Genomic DNA, 18,994 nt, shown 5'->3' with positions numbered 1-18,994 from the left:
TATCAGATATCAGCAGGGTGATGCTGCTGTCTGGAATATATGTTCTACAGCCGAAAGGGGAACCTGTCCCAATCTGGCGTAATGAGTCGTGAAAGCAGGCGCACAAAGCGCTGAAACATCTTCACTGTAGCGCGACATATGGCGCAAATTGCGTAACCGCTGGCGCTCGGACAGAGGCTTTGACTGGCAACGCATATCGGAAATATCAATCAGCCCGAGTTCTCCGTCGGGCATCACAATCACATTACCCATGTGATATGAACGGAATAAAACACCGTTTTCATGCAGCTGAGCAGTCAGCGCCGCCAGCTTTTCCAATAACTGAGCTCGCTCTTCAGAGCCGGCATCCAGCTGTCGAAGTGCCTGCCGTACCGTATCTCCCGGCAACGGGTGGTAGTGTACTGCTGTCAGCCCCTTGGCCGGCAGCTCATACAGCCCGATAACATCAATCGTCGGAATACCACGCTGCTGAAGCAGCCCGGCATTTTTGGCAAAACGACGGGAATACGGGAAAAAGCGAGCCGATGACAGTGTTCGCTTGACCCTGAAAATTTTAAGGATAGTACCGTCACGGAGCCCGAGCACTTTATCGCCGTAGCCATCCTTTTCAATGACCCGGCATCCCTCGCGCAGGGCCTGATAGCGGTCTTGATTAAGTTTCTGCATGCGGAGGAATTTTAAAAGGGCGCTATTTAACCACAATACGCCCTTGGCTAAAACTTCCTGTCGGGGAGAGAGTGAAAAGTTCTTGTAAATTCAGGTTTTATTATTTGTTTAGGTAAGGTTTCGCCAGATCACAGGCAGTCTGATGAATACCAGCCACTTCTGTCGACTTTTCGATGCACAGATCCAGATCACGCAACAGGCCATCTGAGATACTGTAAATCCAGCCATGAACCGCCACTTGCTGGCCACGCCCCCATGCGTCACGGATAATGGAGGTTTTGCACAGGTTGGTTACCTGTTCGGCCACATTGATTTCACACATGTAATCAGCACGGGCACCATCATCTTCAATGGCATCCACCTGTGACTGGTACTTGTCATAGACGTCCTGAACATTCAGCAACCAGTTATCAATCAGACCACTGGTCTCTCCGCGCATCGCCGCCAGAATACCGCCACAGCCATAATGACCACAGACAATCACATGCTTTACCTGCAACACATCCACCGCATACTGCAGCACTGACAGGCTATTCACGTCAGTGTGAACCACCAGATTGGCCACATTACGGTGAACAAAGATATCCCCGGGCAACAATCCGGTTAGCTGATTGGCCGGTACCCGGCTGTCGGAACAGCCAATCCAGAGGTATTCCGGAGTTTGCTGAGCTGCCAGATTGGTAAAAAAGTCAGGATTGTCGGCCTTGATATTCTCAGCCCACTCCTGATTTTGCTTGAAGAGATGCTCTAGTCGCTTCATGTAACTTAAATCCCATTTTGAACAGGAGTTAAAATGCCTGCAATACAAAAAAGACTCAACAAATTATTACTCTTTATTTGAAACATTCTCATGTTTTTTTGAAAAAATTCGTTAAAGGGCCAATTAAACTACAATCAAGAATCATTCATTTTAGCCACCAGAGAAGACATGTTTTATTGCAACAAAAAACACTCAAAAAATAAAAAAGAAATAAAAATATTTCAGAAAATAAATTTCAGCCTTTTATTTTTATCGTTGTTCTCCTTTAATTGTTACTCTTCTCCTCCACCTCCACTTTCACCTTTAAAGCCATTAAACCTAATCCATTCTTCATGGCTATATGCAGTAATTCTATTACCTGAAACAGTTTTGAGACCTCGTCCTCATGAAAGCGAATCATTAGATATTGAAGAACTGACTCAGTTGTACAAAGCATTTGTATTCATTACACAACATCTTTCCAACAGCAATGATTCTGTCATCGCTAGTATGTGTAGTTATAATTTTCTGAGAAAAATCCATAGCCACATGGAGCCTGACGATATTCCTGCCATGCAAGCTGAAGACCCTGAGCATGCATGCTTGGTAGAAGCAACTTTTCCTTATGATTGTCTATCTCTAACTGTAGTTGATGCTCTTTCAGAGTTTCGCCAGGGAGTAAAATTTTCACCCGAAGCAACAGAATTGGTATTTTCTTTAGTAGCAAAAGAGTCTCTAGAGTTTGGTCGTAACACATGCAAAATCGCAACATTGAAATCAGCTCAACTTATCCAATTACTTAAATCTATCCAGCAGCAAGCACACGCTCTTTATCAAGAAAAAGAAGCAGAGTTTTCAGCTCGCATTGTGTCACTGGACAGGTGGGGCATTGAACCTCCATCTGAATGGGAAATAGCATGCCAATGTCATACAGCTGTTAATTTGTGGACCTGCTCAATAACTTCTGATTTAGGTATAAGCAATTATAAAACTCATGAGCATGAGGGTTTTGATTTTCCTACAATTTATTACACAGGAATAAAACAGAAAAATGCTCAGCAAGCAGTCGATGTTTGTTTTCAAGAATTTCAAGAAAATCTGCAGCGTGCTGCATCCATTAGAGAAAAAGTCGCTCGGGTAGCACAGTGCGTACGCACCATCATGCTTCTTCATCCATTCACAGATGCAAATGCACGTACCCTGAGAGTCTGGTACCAAGGAATGTTAATGGCTCTGGGCTCAAGCCCGGTCATTATGAATACTTGTGAATTGATGTTTACCACAGAGAAAGTGATCGAAGAACACTTCTATACCGGTCAAGGAATATACCAGCGTTTTCTGGAGAGGCTTGAAACCGGGACTTTTGATAATCTTGGCTATAGAGCTTTAAATCAGCAGACTCGAGATGAACTGGATCAACATTTTCTTCCAGTCATCCTCCAGGCAGGTGCACCCTGACATTAAGAAAATGTCATATAGAGGCTGAACTACCCCCTCCATGGGCACCCATGCTATATTCAGCCTCTTTTTTCAACGAATCAGTCTGACATTCCATGTCCAAAGAATCCCCTGCGGCTGAACAAGGCGGCTTTGAGGCGTATGTTCGCCTGCTCAGCTATGTTCGGCCTTTCTGGAAACTGTTTGCCCTGAGTTTACTCGGGTATCTGATTTTTGCTGCCAGCCAGCCGATGTTTCCAGCCATCATCAAATACTTTGTGGAATACCTGGAAGGCGGTGAAGCCCAACTGGTATATCTTGTGCCTCTCGGCGTAGTCGGTATCGGCCTGTTTCGTGGCCTGGGCTCATTCCTTGGTAGTTATTACATTGCCAAGGTCTCCATGAATGTGGTTCACAGCCTGCGAACCTCGCTGTTTGATCGCCTGATCCGCCTACCCAACAGCTATTTTGACAACAATAATTCCGGCCACCTGATCTCCAGAATCACCTATAACGTCGGAATGGTGACCGGTGCTGCAACCGATGCTATCAAGGTGCTGGTCAGGGAAGGTCTGACCGTTATTGCGCTGATGGGCTATTTGTTGTGGACCAATTGGCAGCTTTCACTGGTCTTTATCGCTACCCTGCCCCTGATTGCTCTGGTAGTGACTACCGCCAGCAAACGCTTTCGTAAGCTGAGCAAGAAGATCCAGACTACGATGGGCGATGTCACCCATATTTCCTCTGAAACTATTAACGGCTATCAGGTCGTTCGTGGCTTTGGTGGTGAGAAATATGAGCGTGAACGTTTCCAGACTGCCAGTGAGAGAAATACCAACCAGAACATCAAACTGGTCAAGGTATCGGCCACCCATACTCCGATGCTGCAGCTGATTGTTCTCACGGCTGTTGCCGGTCTGATTTTCCTGATTCTGTATCTGCGCTCTACTGGTTATATACAGGGCTCTACCGGTGATCTGGTCAGCTTCCTGACAGCTGCTGGCCTGCTGCCCAAGCCTATTCGTCAGCTGAGCGAAGTAAACTCAACTATTCAACGTGGTATTGCCGCTGCAGAGAGTATTTTTGAGCAAATCGACGAGCCGGTTGAAGTAGATAACGGTACAATTGAACTGGATCGGGCCAGAGGGCAGCTGGAATTCAAAAACCTTACCTTCAGCTACGAGAATGCTGCGACACCGGCTTTGCAGGATATCAACTTCAGCATCAAACCGGGTCAGACAGTTGCACTGGTTGGTCGTTCTGGCAGTGGTAAAACAACTCTGGCCAACCTGATTCCACGCTTCTACCAGCACTCTGAAGGTCAGATCCTGCTGGACGGCACCCCCATTCAGGATTACACCCTGCATAATCTGCGCCGCCAGATTGCCCTGGTCAGCCAGAGCGTGTCGCTGTTCAATGACACCGTAACTCGCAACATTGCCTATGGCGACCTGAGTAGCCGCACACCGGAAGAGATCAGCGCTGCAGCTGGTGCAGCCTATGCCACCCAGTTTGTGGAAAAGCTGCCGGAAGGTATGGAAACCCTGATTGGTGAGGATGGTGTACTGCTGTCCGGTGGACAGCGTCAACGACTGGCGATTGCCCGCGCCATTCTCAAGGATGCGCCGCTGCTGATCCTGGACGAAGCGACTTCAGCTCTGGATACCGAATCCGAGCGCTATATCCAGGCAGCACTGGATGAGGTGATGAAGAACCGGACTACGCTGGTTATCGCTCACCGTCTGTCCACCATCGAGAATGCCGATGTCATTCTGGTGATGGATCAGGGCCGGATTATCGAACAGGGCTCTCATGAAGAGTTGCTGGCCAAAGGCAACCATTATGCAACCCTGCACCGAATGCAGTTTCGAGAAGAAAACCACGCAGATGACAATCATCTGACAAGCTGATATTCATCTGCCTGATATCGCTTTATTTTTTATTCTGCCGGCTGTCAGCCCCTGATAGCCGGTGGACAGATCGAATTCCGGCACTAAAGCGCCTGTTTCGGGTCTATTACTGAGGACCCATGGTAAATATAGAGATGAAACTAACCTTACCCCGCTTCGATAAAGCCCGTATTCTGGTTGTTGGCGACGTTATGCTGGACCGATACTGGCACGGCTCCACTTCCCGTATTTCACCGGAAGCCCCTGTGCCCGTGGTGCGTGTCGGCAATATTGAAGACCGTGCCGGCGGTGCCGGCAACGTGGCCCTGAACATCGCTTCCCTCGGTGCCCCGGCCTGGCTGGTTGGAGCCACTGGCAAGGATGAAGCCGGTCAGAGTCTGCAAACCCGGCTGGAAGCAGCAGGTGTCTACTGCGACTTCATTGAACTGAACAATGTTCCTACCATTACCAAACTGCGGGTCATCAGCCAGCATCAGCAGCTGATTCGACTGGATCACGAAGAGCCGCTGACTGAACTGAGCGCCGGTGTACTGGAGCAGAAGGTACATGACCTGCTGGAACAGCAAGCGATTGATGCCGTTATTCTGTCTGACTACGGCAAAGGCACCCTGCAATCCCACCAGCAGCTGATCAAACTGGCCAAAACCCGGGGCATTCCGGTACTGGCTGACCCGAAGGGCCGGGACTTCAGCATTTATAAGGGCGCAACCCTTATCACCCCAAACCTCAGTGAGTTTGAAGCGGTGGTGGGTGCCTGCAAGGATGAGCAGGAGCTGGTCAAGAAGGGCCACGCCCTGATTGAAGAGCTGGAACTGGGTGCCCTGCTGGTTACCCGTGGTGAGCACGGTATGACCCTGCTGCAGGGTGGTGCGCCTGAAGTGCACCTTCCGGCACAGGCTCAGGAAGTGTTTGACGTGACAGGTGCCGGCGATACTGTTATTTCCGTGCTGGCCTCAGCACTGGCTGCCGGTTGTGACCTTGCCCATGCTGCAGCACTGGCCAATACTGCGGCCGGAATCGTAGTTGGCAAGCTGGGCACAGCAACGGCCAGTCTGCCGGAACTGCAGAAAGCCGTTCAGGCCGATCAGGGTGCCGAGCGTGGTGCCATGACAGTGGATCAGTTACTGGTTCAGCTGGAAGCGGCCCGGGCTCGTGGTGAGCGCATTGTATTCACCAATGGTTGCTTCGATATCGTTCACGCTGGTCATGTTGGCTATCTGAAGCAGGCTCGCAAGCAGGGCGATCGACTGATTCTGGCCATTAACGGTGATGACTCTGTTACCCGCCTGAAAGGTGAAGGTCGCCCGATTAATCCGGTTGATCGCCGGATGGCTGTTCTGGCTGGTCTGGAAGCAGTTGACTGGGTAGTAAGCTTTGACGAAGACACACCGGAAAAACTGCTGGAGCTGATCCGTCCGGATATTCTGGTGAAAGGCGGCGACTACACCGTAGAAGAAGTGGTTGGAGCGCCCATTGTTCATTCTTATGGCGGTGAAGTGGCAGTACTGGAGTTTCTGGATAACTGCTCAACTACAGCCATCGTCCACAAGATCCGTAATACCCAGGAACCTGCCTGATATAGATACCCGAATAACGTTGCCTTCGCTGACGGCGAGGGCAGCTTATCTTCCGGGCTTCACATTTGAAGAAGTATCCTGCCAGGCTGCAATTCGCTCAGCGATATACTGATCCATCGCTTGGTTCAGACAGCAACGCAGCCGGGATTCCAGCCTCGGCAGCCAGCCATCAATAACATCCTGAATCATCTTTTCTCCTTCCTGCCGTAACTGTTCTTCCAGAGACTGACTCAATAATTCAGAAGGGTGGGTATCAGCGGCAGAAGGAACTTCAACCTGACCGCGGTCTGTACGAATACCCGGTAAAACAACCAGAGGCGTACTGACAGCCGGATGAATAACAGCCTGATAAGTACCGGCAGTATCCGGCATGACTTCCTCTTTGGTAGCCAAAACATCATCAGTGCGTTCATGAAGAACTTGTGACGATGACTCATTCAGTAACTGTTCGATAATTTCCAGATCATCAATCAGCTGATGTGCCGTGCTTTGTTTATGGCTCATGCTTTAGGGTTCGATGATTCACGGTTGATGACTCATGGCCTATTAACCGGCCCTGCGTGATTTCAGATCATGGACACGGGGCGTTATCCCCTGACCACGATAATAGCGGAAATTTTCGCGGGAACGGTTTTTACCGTTGTCGTCATCAGGAACCATTTCCCCGATGCGGGTAAACTCACCAAAACCTGACGGCACATCATTACCCAGATTCAGCAGCAGCGTGTAATCCTTTCCCTGTTCAGATACGTCGGAACAGAGCAGTACCGGCTCAACCGAATCATTATCAGACGACGTAGTATGAGGAATAAAACTGTCCTCACGCCAGTCCCATAACAATTCGTCCAGCGCCTCTACGGCAGCCGCATCAGGACAGAGAACCAGAATTTTGAAATCCTGGCGCCAGGCCTTTTCTATCAAACGACAGGCAAACATTAACAGCTCTTGCTGTTCAACGGCGGGTGTCAGATAGAAATCAACCTGGCTGGTTTTCACGCTGTGTTATCTCCTGTTAATCGGGCTTTACGCTACGCAACTATCAAGCTTCAGCTGCACGATCCATCAGGTATTGAACCAGCAGCGGTACCGGACGACCGGAAGCGCCTTTGGCTTTACCGCTGTCCCATGCAGTACCAGCGATATCCAGGTGCGCCCAGGGATATGCTTCAGCAAAGCGGGACAGGAAGCAACCGGCAGTAATGGTACCGGCTGGACGACCACCAATGTTGGCCATGTCAGCAAAGTTGGTGTCCAGCTGCTTCTGGTAGTCTTCGTTCATGGGCAGACGCCATGCCGGATCGATACTGCCTTCACCCGCTTCCAGCAGCTGACCTGCCAGTTCGTCATCGTTGGCAACCAGACCGGAGATGTGATGACCCAGCGCCAGAATGCAGGCACCGGTCAGGGTAGCGATATCTACCAGCGCTTTCGGCTTGTAGTTCTTTTCAGCGTAAGTCAGCGCATCACACAGAACCAGACGACCTTCAGCATCGGTATTCAGGATTTCGATGGTCTTGCCGGACATGGAAGTCACGATGTCACCCGGCTTGCTGGCATTGCCGGCCGGCATGTTTTCAGCAGCAGCAATCAGCGCAACGACGTTGATCGGCAGATCCAGTTCAACCAGAGCGGTCATCGCGCCCATAACAGAAGCGGCACCACACATGTCGAACTTCATTTCGTCCATGCCGGCACCCGGCTTCAGGCTGATACCACCGGTATCAAAAGTGATGCCTTTACCCAGCAGCATGTAAGGCTTGTCAGTCTTTTTCTTGCTGCCCTTGTATTCCATCACGATCAGCTGGCCTTCCTCAACGGAGCCCTTGCTGACAGACAGGAAGGAGTACATGCCCAGCTTATCCATCTCCTTCTCGCCCAGCGCCTTGACGCTCAGCTTGGCGTTGCCTTTGGCCAGTTCTTTCGCCTGCTCGGTCAGGTACTTCGGAGTACAGACGTTACCTGGCAGGTTACCCAGGGTACGGGCAACGCTGACACCAGAGCCAATAGCTTCACCTTCAGCCAGACCCTGCTTGGCAGCATTCGCGTCTTTACGGCCTGCCAACAGCAGGGATACCTTGGTCAGCGCCGGCTTGTCTTTCTTGTCGCCGGACTTGAACTGGTCAAATACGTAGAAAGTACGCTCAACCGCTTCAGCAATCTGACGGGCTTTCCAGCTGACATCAACGCCTTCAACGTCGAAGTCATCCAGACAGATCATCGCATCCTTGATCGCTGCACCTTTCAGTTTGGCAGCCACCCCAGCCATTGCCGCCTTGAATGCCTTCGGGGACATGGCCTTGTCACCAGTACCGACCAGCATCAGACGCTCGGCAGTCAGTTCAGGCACGTAGGACAACAGTACGGAATCACCGCTCTTGTCAGATAGATCCTTGCGCTTTTTCAGAGTTGCCAGCAAGCCACCAGCTGCCTCATTCAGGGCTGCAGCGGTACCGCTCAGTTCACCTGCAGACAGGCCGGCAATCAGGCACTGGGTTTTCTGCTTTTCAGGAGCGCCGTTTTTTACGGTGTATTCCATGATTACTCCACAAGACAATAAACAGGGTTTAATGGATAATTGTTACTTTAAACCGGAAAAGAAGCTGCCTCGGCTACCCTGCTTTTCAATCAGGTACCGATTCAGCTTGTGACGGGTGAACCAGTTTTGTATATCAGACTCTAAACTCTTTTCAGGAATTTTGAGCATGCATACGACCGGTTCATGCCCTGCCGGCCAGACAACCTTTAAGCATGAAGGTATTTTCACTGCGATGGGCATTCGGACAGGAAATAAACGTAACTGTGGCTCGGCATTACAATACAGGTGTAACCCGCAAACACAGTTTACGCCAATGATTGCTTATTTCCAGACTCAGTAAGGAAGCAACGGCCTTGATTATCTTTCGCTATCTGACCCGAGAGGTTATCCAAAGCATGCTGGCAATCAGCGGCGTGCTGCTGCTGATCATCGTCAGCGGACGTTTTATCAAATATCTGGCACAGGCCGCAACCGGCGCGTTAAATGCGGATTTTCTGTTTTCCATCATGGGATACCGGTTGCCAGGCTTTTTGGAACTGATTCTGCCGCTCGGGCTGTTTGTTGGCATTATGCTTTCCTATGGCCGGTTATACCTGGAAAGCGAGATGACGGTACTGGAAACCTGCGGCATGAGCCAGGGCCAGTTACTGCGTATGACCATGGTTCCCGCTATCGGCATGATGCTGATTGTCGGCGGCCTGAGCTTCTGGGTATCCCCCTGGGGCGCACAGAATGTCGAGAATATCCTGAACCGTCAGGATGCCATGACAGAATTCGACAATATTATTCCGGGCCGTTTTCAGGCCTTGAAAGGATCATCCCGTGCGACCTATGCCGAACAGCTTTCCGCTGATCGGGAAACCATGTATGGCGTATTTATTGCCAACAGGGACGCCAAGAAATCTACCACTGAACCGGCCATGACGCTGGTGATGGCACGTACCGGTGCTATCGAGCAACAGGACGACAGTGGTCGCTATCTGATTCTGAATGATGGTTACCGTTATGACGGTACTGCCGGATCAGCCGATTTCAGAGCCACCCAGTTCGATCGTTATGGCGTACTGATGGATCAGAATGAAGTCAAAAAGGAAGCCACCAAAGAGAAAGGCTTTCCAACCAGCCGTTTGCTGGGCTCTGATGATCCCCGGTTACAGGCTGAACTTCAGTGGCGTATTTCTATTCCTCTGCTGATTCCGATTGTGGTTCTGCTGGCGGTTCCATTGAGCCGGGTGAATCCTCGTCAGGGTCGCTATGCCAAACTATTGCCTGCAATCCTGTTGTACCTGTTTTATCTGTCAACGTTGATTGCAGTTAAAGGTGCGGTGGAAGACGGCAAGATTCCGGCCGAGATCGGTGTCTGGCCGGTTCATATTGTTTTCCTGATTATCAGTGTTGTGATTTATTTTTATGCACCACTGCAGCACTGGTGGCATTTACGTCACAGGGTGACGGGATAGCTCATTGGTTGAGAACTGTTTGATGGAAAAGGTTGATGAGAAGAATTGTTTTGACTGACAGGGAGTCGCTGCATGCGCAAGCTTGACCGCTACATCGGCTTTAATGTGCTGGGCGCCATGCTGCTGGTGCTGATTGTTATTGTGGCATTGAACACCTTGTTTGGTTTTATGGCACAGCTGGAAAGCCTGCGGGCCAACTATCAGGTGCCACAAGCCATACTGTTCACGGTGCTGAATATTCCCAAAGCCATTTATCAGGCGATTCCGGTTTCAGCCCTGATAGGCTGCCTTGTCGGTCTTGGTGGCCTTGCAGCCAACAGCGAACTGGTCGTTATGCGTGCCGCTGGCGTTTCACTGAAGCGGATTATCTGGGCCGTAATGAAACCGGCACTGGTGCTGATGCTGATTGGAGGCCTGGTCGGAGAATATCTTGCGCCCTGGACCGGGCAGATAGCCGAGACGGGTCGTGAGATTGCCCGCTCCGCCAAAGGCACCTATTCCGGTGACGGCATCTGGCACCGTGAAGGCAATGAGTTTATGTACTTCAACGCTGTTGAACCCAACGGCGTATTGTACGGCGTAAGTCGTTTCAAATTTGACGACGAGATGCAACTGAAAGAAGCCAGCTATGCCAGCCGGGCATTATTCCAGGAAGATCATTGGGTACTGGAACAGGTTAAAACCAGTCATTTCGCTGGAGACAAAGTCACCATTGAAACCGCTCTCACTGAAATCTGGAATGTAGATCTCGATACTACCTTGCTCAAAGTAGTCGTCGTTAATCCGGATGAATTATCAATCAGTGGTCTTTCAACTTATATGAAGTACTTGAAAGAACAGGGATTGAATGCGGGGGAATATGCTCTGGCGTACTGGAACAAGGTATTCCAGCCGCTATCGATTTTTGCTCTGGTCATGATCGGTATTTCATTTGTATTCGGGCCTCTGCGCTCAGTCAGCATGGGCCTGCGAATTTTTACCGGCGTTATCACCGGTGTGGCCTTTATGATTGTTCAGCAGCTGATGGGACCATCAAGTCTAGTATTTGGCTTTTCACCGATTATTGCGGTGCTGACGCCGATTCTGATCTGTCTGGTTGTTGGCAGTATTTTGCTGAGGCGTGCAGGCTAACCAACTCTCTCAGTAAATTAGTTATAAAAAAGGCAGCATATAAAAGCTGCCTTTTTCTTATCAGCTCTGTTTGTCGTAATAACCTTTGGGCAACTCAATCACACGGGATTTTGACACCCGATCCTGCAGTGCCATTTTTTTGCTATCCACCAGCATCCACAACAATCCCAGGCCACAGGCCCCCATCAGCGGAATTGCACTGAAGAAACGCAGCGTACAGTGAGTCATCTCAGGCAGGCCACCCTGTTCGGTCTCGATCCTGATACGCCAGACCTGCATGCCCAGTGTCTGTCCCTTGGCGCGCCAGAAGTAAGTGAAAAAGCTGAATACGGTAATCAGCAGAATCAGAAACAGAAATGGATCAAAACCAACTGTTGCCTCTTCTGTCCCGCCCAGCCAGACATTTACCACGGAGTGATACAGACCACTGACCATCATCATCAGCGCAGCTACCAGAAAAGTGTCATAAACAATGGCAGCAATACGGCGCCATAACGAAGCTGGCGGGAAGTTTTCGGACTCAGTGGCAACAGCGGATTGTGCGGACATCAACAGACTCTGATTCGGTTTATTTCTGATATTACGGAGCAGATTCTAAAAAATACGCCGGTTTCAGGCACCTTCTTTTTAACTCCGCCGGTGATTGTTGTGCTTTATGCTTAACTCTGCCTATTGCAGAGCTATATAATACGCGGTTTTAGCAAATTACCCATCAGGCGCAACGATCTGGCTATGGATAAGACATACTCCCCACACGAGCTCGAACGCTCATGGTATCAGACTTGGGAAGAAAAGGGCTTTTTTGCCCCTTCCGGTGAAGGCAAGCCCTACAGCATCATGATCCCGCCGCCGAATGTCACCGGCAGCCTGCATATGGGTCACGCGTTCCAGGATTCCATTATGGATGCCCTGACCCGTTACCACCGCATGAAGGGTCACAACACCCTGTGGCAGGTGGGTACCGACCACGCCGGTATCGCCACCCAGATGGTTGTCGAGCGCAAGGTTCAGGCAGAAGAAGGCAAGACCCGTCACGACTACGGCCGCGAAGCCTTCACCGATAAGATCTGGGACTGGAAGAAAGAATCCGGCGGCACCATCACCCGCCAGCTGCGTCGTTTGGGCGCATCTGTAGACTGGGATACCGAACGTTTCACCATGGATGAAGGCTTCTATAAAGCCGTTCAGGAAGTGTTCGTCCGCCTGTATGAAGATGACCTGCTGTACCGCGGCAAGCGTCTGGTTAACTGGGACCCGAAACTGCACACCGCCATTTCCGACCTTGAAGTAGAAAACAAGGACGTGAAAGGTCATATGTGGCACCTCCGCTACCCGCTGGCTGACGGTGAAAAAACCGCTGACGGCAAGGACTACATTGTTGTTGCCACCACCCGTCCGGAAACCATGCTGGGCGATACCGGTGTTGCTGTAAACCCTGAAGACGAGCGTTACAAGGCGCTGATCGGCAAGGATATCATTCTGCCACTGGTCGGCCGTCGTATTCCGATCGTGGCTGACGAACACGCCGACATGGAAAAAGGCACTGGCTGTGTGAAGATCACTCCGGCGCACGACTTCAACGATAACGAAGTCGGCAAGCGCTGCGGCCTGCCCATGATCAATATCATGACCCTGAACGGTGATATTCGCGATCAGGCTGAAACCTTTAACACTGACGGCACTGTTAACGAAGAGATCGACGGCACCATTCCGGAAAAATATCACGGTATGGAGCGCTTTGCTGCCCGTAAGCAAATCGTTGCCGACTTTGACGAAGCCGGGCTGCTGGAAGAAGTAAAAGACCACGATCTGATGGTTCCTTACGGCGACCGTTCCGGCGTGGTTATCGAGCCGCTGCTGACTGACCAGTGGTTTGTCCGTGCTGCACCGCTGGCCGAACCTGCAATCAAGGCAGTAGAAGACGGTGACATTCAGTTTGTACCGAAGCAGTACGAGAACATGTACTTCTCCTGGATGCGCGATATTCAGGACTGGTGTGTTTCCCGTCAGCTGTGGTGGGGTCACCGGATTCCGGCGTGGTACGACAACAGCGGCAAGGTTTACGTTGGCCGTAACGAAGCTGAAGTTCGTGAAAAACATGGTCTGGGTGAAGATATTGCCCTGCGTCAGGATGATGATGTGCTGGATACCTGGTTCTCTTCTGCGCTGTGGACCTTCGGTACTCTCGGCTGGCCGGAAAACACCGACCGCCTGAACACCTTCCACCCGACCGACGTACTGGTTACCGGTTTTGACATCATTTTCTTCTGGGTTGCCCGGATGATTATGATGACCATGCACTTCATCAAGGATGAAGATGGAAAGCCGCAGGTTCCGTTCAAGTATGTTTACGTCACCGGTCTGATTCGTGACGAGAACGGCGACAAAATGTCCAAGTCCAAGGGTAACGTACTGGACCCGCTGGATATGATCGACGGTATCGATCTGGAATCTCTGGTCGAAAAGCGTACCGGCAACATGATGCAGCCGCAGCTGGCCGCCAAGATCGAGAAGCGTACCCGCAAGACCTTTGAAGACGGCATTTCCGCTCACGGCACCGATGCCCTGCGTTACACCCTGTACTCACTGGCGTCTACCGGCCGTGATATCAACTGGGATATGAAGCGCCTGGAAGGCTACCGTAACTTCTGCAACAAGATCTGGAACGCAGCCAACTATGTGCTGATGAACACCGAAGATCAGGATTGCGGTCAGAACGGTGGTGAGGTTGAACTGACTCTGGCGGATCGCTGGATCCTGTCCAGCCTGCAGCGTCTGGAACTGCAGGTTGAAAAGAACCTGTCCGAGTTCCGTCTGGATCACGCTTCCCAGAACCTGTACGACTTTATCTGGAACGAATACTGCGCCTGGTACCTGGAACTGTCCAAACCGGTACTGTGGGATGAGAATGCACCGGAAGCCCGCAAGCGCGGCACCCGTCGCACGCTGGTTCAGGTTCTGGAAGCGATCCAGCGTCTGGCACATCCGTTCATGCCGTTTATCACCGAAGAAATCTGGCAGCAGATCAAGGGTCTGGCCGGTGTTGAAGGTGAGACCATCATGACCGCGGCTTACCCGGTAGCCGATGAAAGTCTGATCGATGACCAGGCCGAAAGCGATATCGAGTGGCTGAAGTCCTTTATCGTCGGTATCCGTAATATTCGTGCTGAAATGAATATTGCTCCGAGCAAGCCGCTGGAAGTCATTCTGCGTAATGCATCTGCCGATGACCTGCGTCGTTTGGAAGACAATCGCAGCTTCCTGCTGTCTCTGGCTAAGCTGGAAAGCATCCGCTCTCTGGCTGATGGTGAAGAGGCGCCGATGGCAACCACTCAGCTGGTTGGCGAGATGGAAGTGCTGGTACCGATGGCCGGTCTGATCGACAAGGACGCTGAAATTGCTCGTCTGGGCAAGGAAATCGACAAACTGGTTGGCGAAATCCGCCGCTTTGAAGGCAAACTGAACAACGAGAAGTTTGTCAGCAAGGCTCCGGCTGCCGTTGTTGAGAAAGAACGTGCCAAGCTGGCTGATGTCAAGGTTGCCAAAGGCCGCCTTGAGGAACAGCTGGAAGCTATCAAGAGTCTGTAAAAGCTTAAGATAAGCTAGCACGATAATGCCGCTGCATTTATGTAGCGGCATTTTTGTATCAGTTATTTTAAATAATCAAAACAAATCGATTAACAAACAAGAACATTTTTGCTTACAAAACCATAAAGTAGTTTTGATATCACAAATAAAAACAAGAAGATGCCTTCCATATTTTTCTTTTATCAAACAAACAGCGTAACCTGATAAAAACAAACAATTATACGGCCATTAACAAGACACTCGTTTCAAATGCCCTTAAACCAACTAAATTTTCAACAACCACAAACATCAAGCAACAACAAGGCGCCCAGGTACTGCCCTGAAAGCGCCAAAAACAAAAATTAACTAACAACGACCAGAACTGCAGGCTGCCTCAGCCTCCAAGCTGAACCAAATAAACATTTGGCTACAAGATTTACTACTGTCCCGCCACCTTTCAAAACAATCAGTTCAATTATAAACAGGTAAATCAAAGCGATATTTAAAGCAATATCAAATAAAACAAGAAACTGACTTCAATCATGGTTTATTAAAAATTAAGGCCTAAAATAAATCACAACAGATTTCATCAAGAGTCTTTTTGCGAAAGAGATTCTTTAGCGCGTGCTGCATGCTTTGTTTAATTAAAGCGTACGTTCAGACAGACACCCGCCCGACACTTATCAATCGAATACTGGAAGAGTCAGCGTCACAATCTAAACTCGGATCATTGTTTATCGCTTCGGATATAGATCCAGTGTGTCGCCTGACTGTTCAATGGCTACCCCCCGGCCCTCAAATGCAAAAGCTGACATAGCTTGTTTGAAGGGCTTTTAAATATGACTCAGGAGTTAGTTATGCCTGTTACCAACATGGCTGAACTCGAACAACTCATCGCTCGCGTCAAAGCGGCCCAGAAGAAATTCGCTACCTACTCTCAGGAGCAGGTTGATGAAATTTTCCGCGCAGCATCCATCGCTGCCAACAGTGCCCGTATCCCCCTGGCTCAAAAAGCTGTTGCCGAGTCCGGCATGGGCATCATCGAAGACAAGGTTATCAAGAACCACTTCGCATCCGAGTTCATTTATAACAAGTACAAGGATGAAAAGACCTGCGGCATTCTGGAAGAAGACGAGCTGGGCGGCACCATCACTATCGCCGAACCGGTGGGTCTGATCTGTGGTATCGTACCGACCACCAACCCGACCTCCACTGCGGTTTTCAAATCCCTGATCAGCCTGAAAACCCGTAACGGCATCATCTTCTCTCCACACCCCCGCGCCAAAAACTCTACCAACGAAGCAGCCAAGCTGGTGCTGGACGCTGCCGTTGCTGCCGGTGCTCCGAAGGACATTATCGGCTGGATCGATCAACCTTCTGTTGAACTGTCCAACGCCCTGATGAAGCACGACGACATTAACCTGATTCTGGCTACCGGTGGTCCGGGCATGGTTAAGGCTGCTTACTCTTCCGGTAAGCCAGCTATCGGTGTAGGTGCCGGTAACGTACCGGTGGTTATCGACGAAACTGCCGATATCAAACGTGCTGTTGCCTCCGTACTGATGTCTAAAACTTTCGACAACGGTGTTGTCTGCGCTTCCGAGCAGGCTGTTATCGTTATGGACGAAGTATACGACCAGGTTAAAGAGCGTTTCGCGACTCACGATGGCTATGTTCTGAACAAGGCTGATGCTGATAAAGTCCGTGACATCATTCTGAAAAACGGCAATCTGAACGCTGCAATCGTTGGTCAGCCTGCAACCAAAATTGCTGAAATGGCCGGTGTCACTGTTCCTGCTACTACCAAAGTACTAATTGGTGAAGGTCTGGACACGACTGAAGACGACGCTTTTGCTCACGAAAAGCTGTCTCCGACTCTGGGCATGTTCCGCGCCAAGAGTTTCGAGCAGGCTGTAGAAATGGCCTGTCGTATGGTTGATCTGGGCGGTATTGGCCACACTTCCGGTCTGTACACTAATCAGGACGTAAACCAGGATCGTATCAAGTACTTCGGTGACAAGCTGAAGACTGCCCGTATTCTGGTCAACATTCCGACCACCCACGGTGGTATCGGCGACCTGTACAACTTTAATGTGGCACCTTCCCTGACTCTGGGTTGTGGCTCCTGGGGTGGTAACTCCATCTCTGAAAACGTTGGTCCAAAGCACCTGATCAACAAGAAAACCGTAGCCAAGCGAGCTGAAAACATGCTGTGGCACAAACTGCCGAAATCCATCTACTTCCGTCGTGGCAGCCTGTCTGTGGCCATGAGCGATCTGGAAGACAAGAAGCGCGCGTTCATTGTTACTGACAACTATCTGTTTAACAGTGGTCGTGCCAACGAAGTCGTTTCCCTGCTCAAGGCCCGCGGTCTGGAAGTCGACGTATTCTACGAAGTGGAAGCTGACCCAACGTTGTCTGTCGTCCAGAAGGGCGCAGCAGCCATGGAGAAATTCCAGCCTGACGTGATTATCGCTCTGGGCGGTGGCTCTCCGATGGACGCAGCCAAGATCATGTGGGTGCTGTACGAACATCCGGAAACCCGCTTTGAAGAACTGTCCATGCGCTTTATGGATATCCGCAAGCGTATCTACAAGTTCCCGAAAATGGGCAAGAAGGCAGAGATGGTCTGCATCACTACCACCTCCGGCACCGGCTCTGAAGTCACTCCGTTTGCCGTGGTAACCGATGAAAAGACCGGTACCAAGTATCCGCTGGCAGACTATGAGCTGACTCCGCAGATGGCCATTGTCGATGCCAATCTGGTTATGGACATGCCCAAGTCCCTGACTGCGTTTGGTGGTTACGATGCCGTGACTCACGCACTGGAAGCTTACGTTTCTGTACTGGCTAACGAATACTCCGACGGTCAGGCGCTGATGGCCCTGAAACTGTTGAAGGAATACCTGCCTTCCAGCTACAAGAATGGTGCCAACGATCCGATTGCCCGCGAGAAGGTACATAATGCCGCTACCATCGCCGGTATCGCCTTTGCCAACGCTTTCCTGGGTGTATGTCACTCCATGGCACACAAAATCGGTGCCGAGTTCCATCTGCCGCACGGCCTGGCCAACGCACTACTGATCTCCAACGTGATCCGCTACAACGCGACTAACACCCCAACCAAGCAGACTGCGTTCTCACAGTATGACCGTCCACAAGCCCGTGCCCGTTATGCCGAGATTGCCGATCACCTGAACCTGTCTCAGCCGGGTGACCGTACTGCCCAGAAGATCGAGCGTCTGCTGACATGGCTGGAAGAGCTGAAGGTCGAGCTGGAAATCCCGACCTCCATGCAGGCTGCCGGCGTTCAGGAAGCTGACTTCCTGACCAAGGTTGATAATCTGGCCGTGGAAGCTTTCGATGACCAGTGCACCGGTACCAACCCGCGCTACCCGCTGATCAGCGAGCTGAAAGAAGTGCTGACTGCCAGCTTCTATGGCAAGGCATTTATCGAAGGTGAAGTAGCTCAGGCTGAAGGTAATGCTAAAGCGGCTGCAACCACTGCACCGAAGAAGCCTGCCAAAGCTTCCAAGGAGACCGCTCCAGCTTAATTGCTGACAGCGACGCTCCTCTTATAAAGGCGCCAGCAGTAGCTGGCGCCTTTTTTGTATGCAGTCACTGCTATTTCTAACGATGCCCTGTCGTTACACATTGTCGTGTGAATCCGCGACAGAACCACCCTTTGCATAAGTAACCCCCACATTCCGGCCAAAAAATGCCGCTTCAAGGTTGACAGCCCCCCCTCAAATCATGAAAATGCGCCCTGCGTTTCGGCGGCAACGTAGCTCAGTTGGTTAGAGCACAGCACTCATAATGCTGGGGTCACTAGTTCGAATCTAGTCGTTGCTACCATCTTCCTTCTTTAGGATAATTTGAAACGTTCAGTATTTTGCTGGGGTGTCGCCAAGTGGTAAGGCAACGGGTTTTGATCCCGTCATGCGCAGGTTCGAGTCCTGCCACCTCAGCCA

13 protein-coding genes and 2 tRNA genes are annotated in these 18,994 nt (G+C 50.7%); 9 read left to right on the top strand and 6 right to left on the bottom strand.

The annotated features are described in order from the left end of the window. Positions 1 to 9 precede the first annotated feature (9 nt). Both ACYZZ0_RS16210 and can read right to left on the bottom strand, forming a co-directional pair. Positions 10 to 666 (bottom strand): lipopolysaccharide kinase InaA family protein, encoded by a 657-nt coding sequence (locus ACYZZ0_RS16210; RefSeq protein WP_461537694.1) that lies wholly within the window; start codon positions 664 to 666, stop codon positions 10 to 12. A 100-nt stretch (positions 667 to 766) separates the two neighbouring features. Further along, entirely contained in the window at positions 767 to 1,426 is a 660-nt protein-coding gene (can, locus tag ACYZZ0_RS16205) for a carbonate dehydratase (RefSeq protein WP_461537693.1), read from the bottom strand. A gap of 168 nt (positions 1,427 to 1,594) precedes the next feature. Between can and ACYZZ0_RS16200 the strand changes: the two genes are divergently transcribed. From ACYZZ0_RS16200 to hldE, 3 genes are all read left to right on the top strand, one after another. Further along, entirely contained in the window at positions 1,595 to 2,863 is a 1,269-nt protein-coding gene (locus ACYZZ0_RS16200) for a hypothetical protein (RefSeq protein ID WP_461537692.1), read from the top strand. A gap of 95 nt (positions 2,864 to 2,958) precedes the next feature. Beyond that, a complete protein-coding gene (gene msbA, locus ACYZZ0_RS16195; protein WP_461537691.1) occupies positions 2,959 to 4,752 on the top strand; it encodes a lipid A export permease/ATP-binding protein MsbA in 1,794 nt (597 codons plus the stop codon). A gap of 134 nt (positions 4,753 to 4,886) precedes the next feature. Beyond that, positions 4,887 to 6,329, top strand: a complete 1,443-nt coding sequence (gene hldE, locus ACYZZ0_RS16190) for a bifunctional D-glycero-beta-D-manno-heptose-7-phosphate kinase/D-glycero-beta-D-manno-heptose 1-phosphate adenylyltransferase HldE (protein WP_461537690.1) — start codon at positions 4,887 to 4,889, stop codon at positions 6,327 to 6,329. 45 nt (positions 6,330 to 6,374) lie between these two features. Here the strand turns inward: hldE and ACYZZ0_RS16185 are convergent, their stop codons facing one another. Genes ACYZZ0_RS16185 through ACYZZ0_RS16175 form a run of 3 tightly spaced genes read right to left on the bottom strand, consistent with a single transcriptional unit; the run spans position 6,375 to position 8,865 of the window. Beyond that, a complete protein-coding gene (locus ACYZZ0_RS16185; RefSeq protein WP_461537689.1) occupies positions 6,375 to 6,833 on the bottom strand; it encodes a hypothetical protein in 459 nt (152 codons plus the stop codon). 42 nt (positions 6,834 to 6,875) lie between these two features. Next, a complete protein-coding gene (locus tag ACYZZ0_RS16180) occupies positions 6,876 to 7,325 on the bottom strand; it encodes a DNA polymerase III subunit chi (RefSeq protein WP_461537688.1) in 450 nt (149 codons plus the stop codon). Positions 7,326 to 7,368: 43 nt separating this feature from the next. Continuing rightward, positions 7,369 to 8,865: a leucyl aminopeptidase gene (locus ACYZZ0_RS16175; RefSeq protein ID WP_461537687.1), complete on the bottom strand. Its 1,497-nt coding sequence runs from the start codon at positions 8,863 to 8,865 to the stop codon at positions 7,369 to 7,371. 353 nt (positions 8,866 to 9,218) lie between these two features. Between ACYZZ0_RS16175 and lptF the strand changes: the two genes are divergently transcribed. Both lptF and lptG read left to right on the top strand, forming a co-directional pair. Next, positions 9,219 to 10,325, top strand: coding sequence for an LPS export ABC transporter permease LptF (gene lptF, locus ACYZZ0_RS16170; protein WP_461537686.1), 1,107 nt, complete (start codon positions 9,219 to 9,221; stop codon positions 10,323 to 10,325). A gap of 72 nt (positions 10,326 to 10,397) precedes the next feature. Next, complete coding sequence (lptG, locus tag ACYZZ0_RS16165) at positions 10,398 to 11,456, top strand: LPS export ABC transporter permease LptG (RefSeq protein ID WP_461537685.1); 1,059 nt, start codon at positions 10,398 to 10,400, stop codon at positions 11,454 to 11,456. Positions 11,457 to 11,516: 60 nt separating this feature from the next. Here lptG and ACYZZ0_RS16160 read toward each other — a convergent pair whose 3' ends face one another. Further along, positions 11,517 to 12,005 carry an RDD family protein gene (locus ACYZZ0_RS16160; RefSeq protein ID WP_461537684.1) on the bottom strand — a complete coding sequence of 163 codons (489 nt, stop codon included), beginning with the start codon at positions 12,003 to 12,005 and terminating at the stop codon, positions 11,517 to 11,519. A 183-nt stretch (positions 12,006 to 12,188) separates the two neighbouring features. Between ACYZZ0_RS16160 and ACYZZ0_RS16155 the strand changes: the two genes are divergently transcribed. The 4 genes from ACYZZ0_RS16155 (at position 12,189) to ACYZZ0_RS16140 (ending at position 18,994) form a co-directional block, all read left to right on the top strand. After that, positions 12,189 to 15,044: a valine--tRNA ligase gene (locus ACYZZ0_RS16155; protein WP_461537683.1), complete on the top strand. Its 2,856-nt coding sequence runs from the start codon at positions 12,189 to 12,191 to the stop codon at positions 15,042 to 15,044. A gap of 836 nt (positions 15,045 to 15,880) precedes the next feature. Continuing rightward, positions 15,881 to 18,577, top strand: coding sequence for a bifunctional acetaldehyde-CoA/alcohol dehydrogenase (adhE, locus tag ACYZZ0_RS16150; RefSeq protein WP_461537682.1), 2,697 nt, complete (start codon positions 15,881 to 15,883; stop codon positions 18,575 to 18,577). A gap of 224 nt (positions 18,578 to 18,801) precedes the next feature. Beyond that, positions 18,802 to 18,878, top strand: a tRNA-Met gene (locus tag ACYZZ0_RS16145). Positions 18,879 to 18,919: 41 nt separating this feature from the next. Next, positions 18,920 to 18,994 (top strand) — tRNA-Gln (locus ACYZZ0_RS16140).

Origin of the sequence: Spongorhabdus nitratireducens (genome assembly GCA_947387575.1) — a bacterium.
Taxonomy (GTDB): Bacteria; Pseudomonadota; Gammaproteobacteria; order Pseudomonadales; family Endozoicomonadaceae; genus CANDOC01.
The sequence above is the reverse complement of the archived record's forward strand: the minus strand, read 5'-3'. Positions and strand labels throughout refer to the sequence as shown.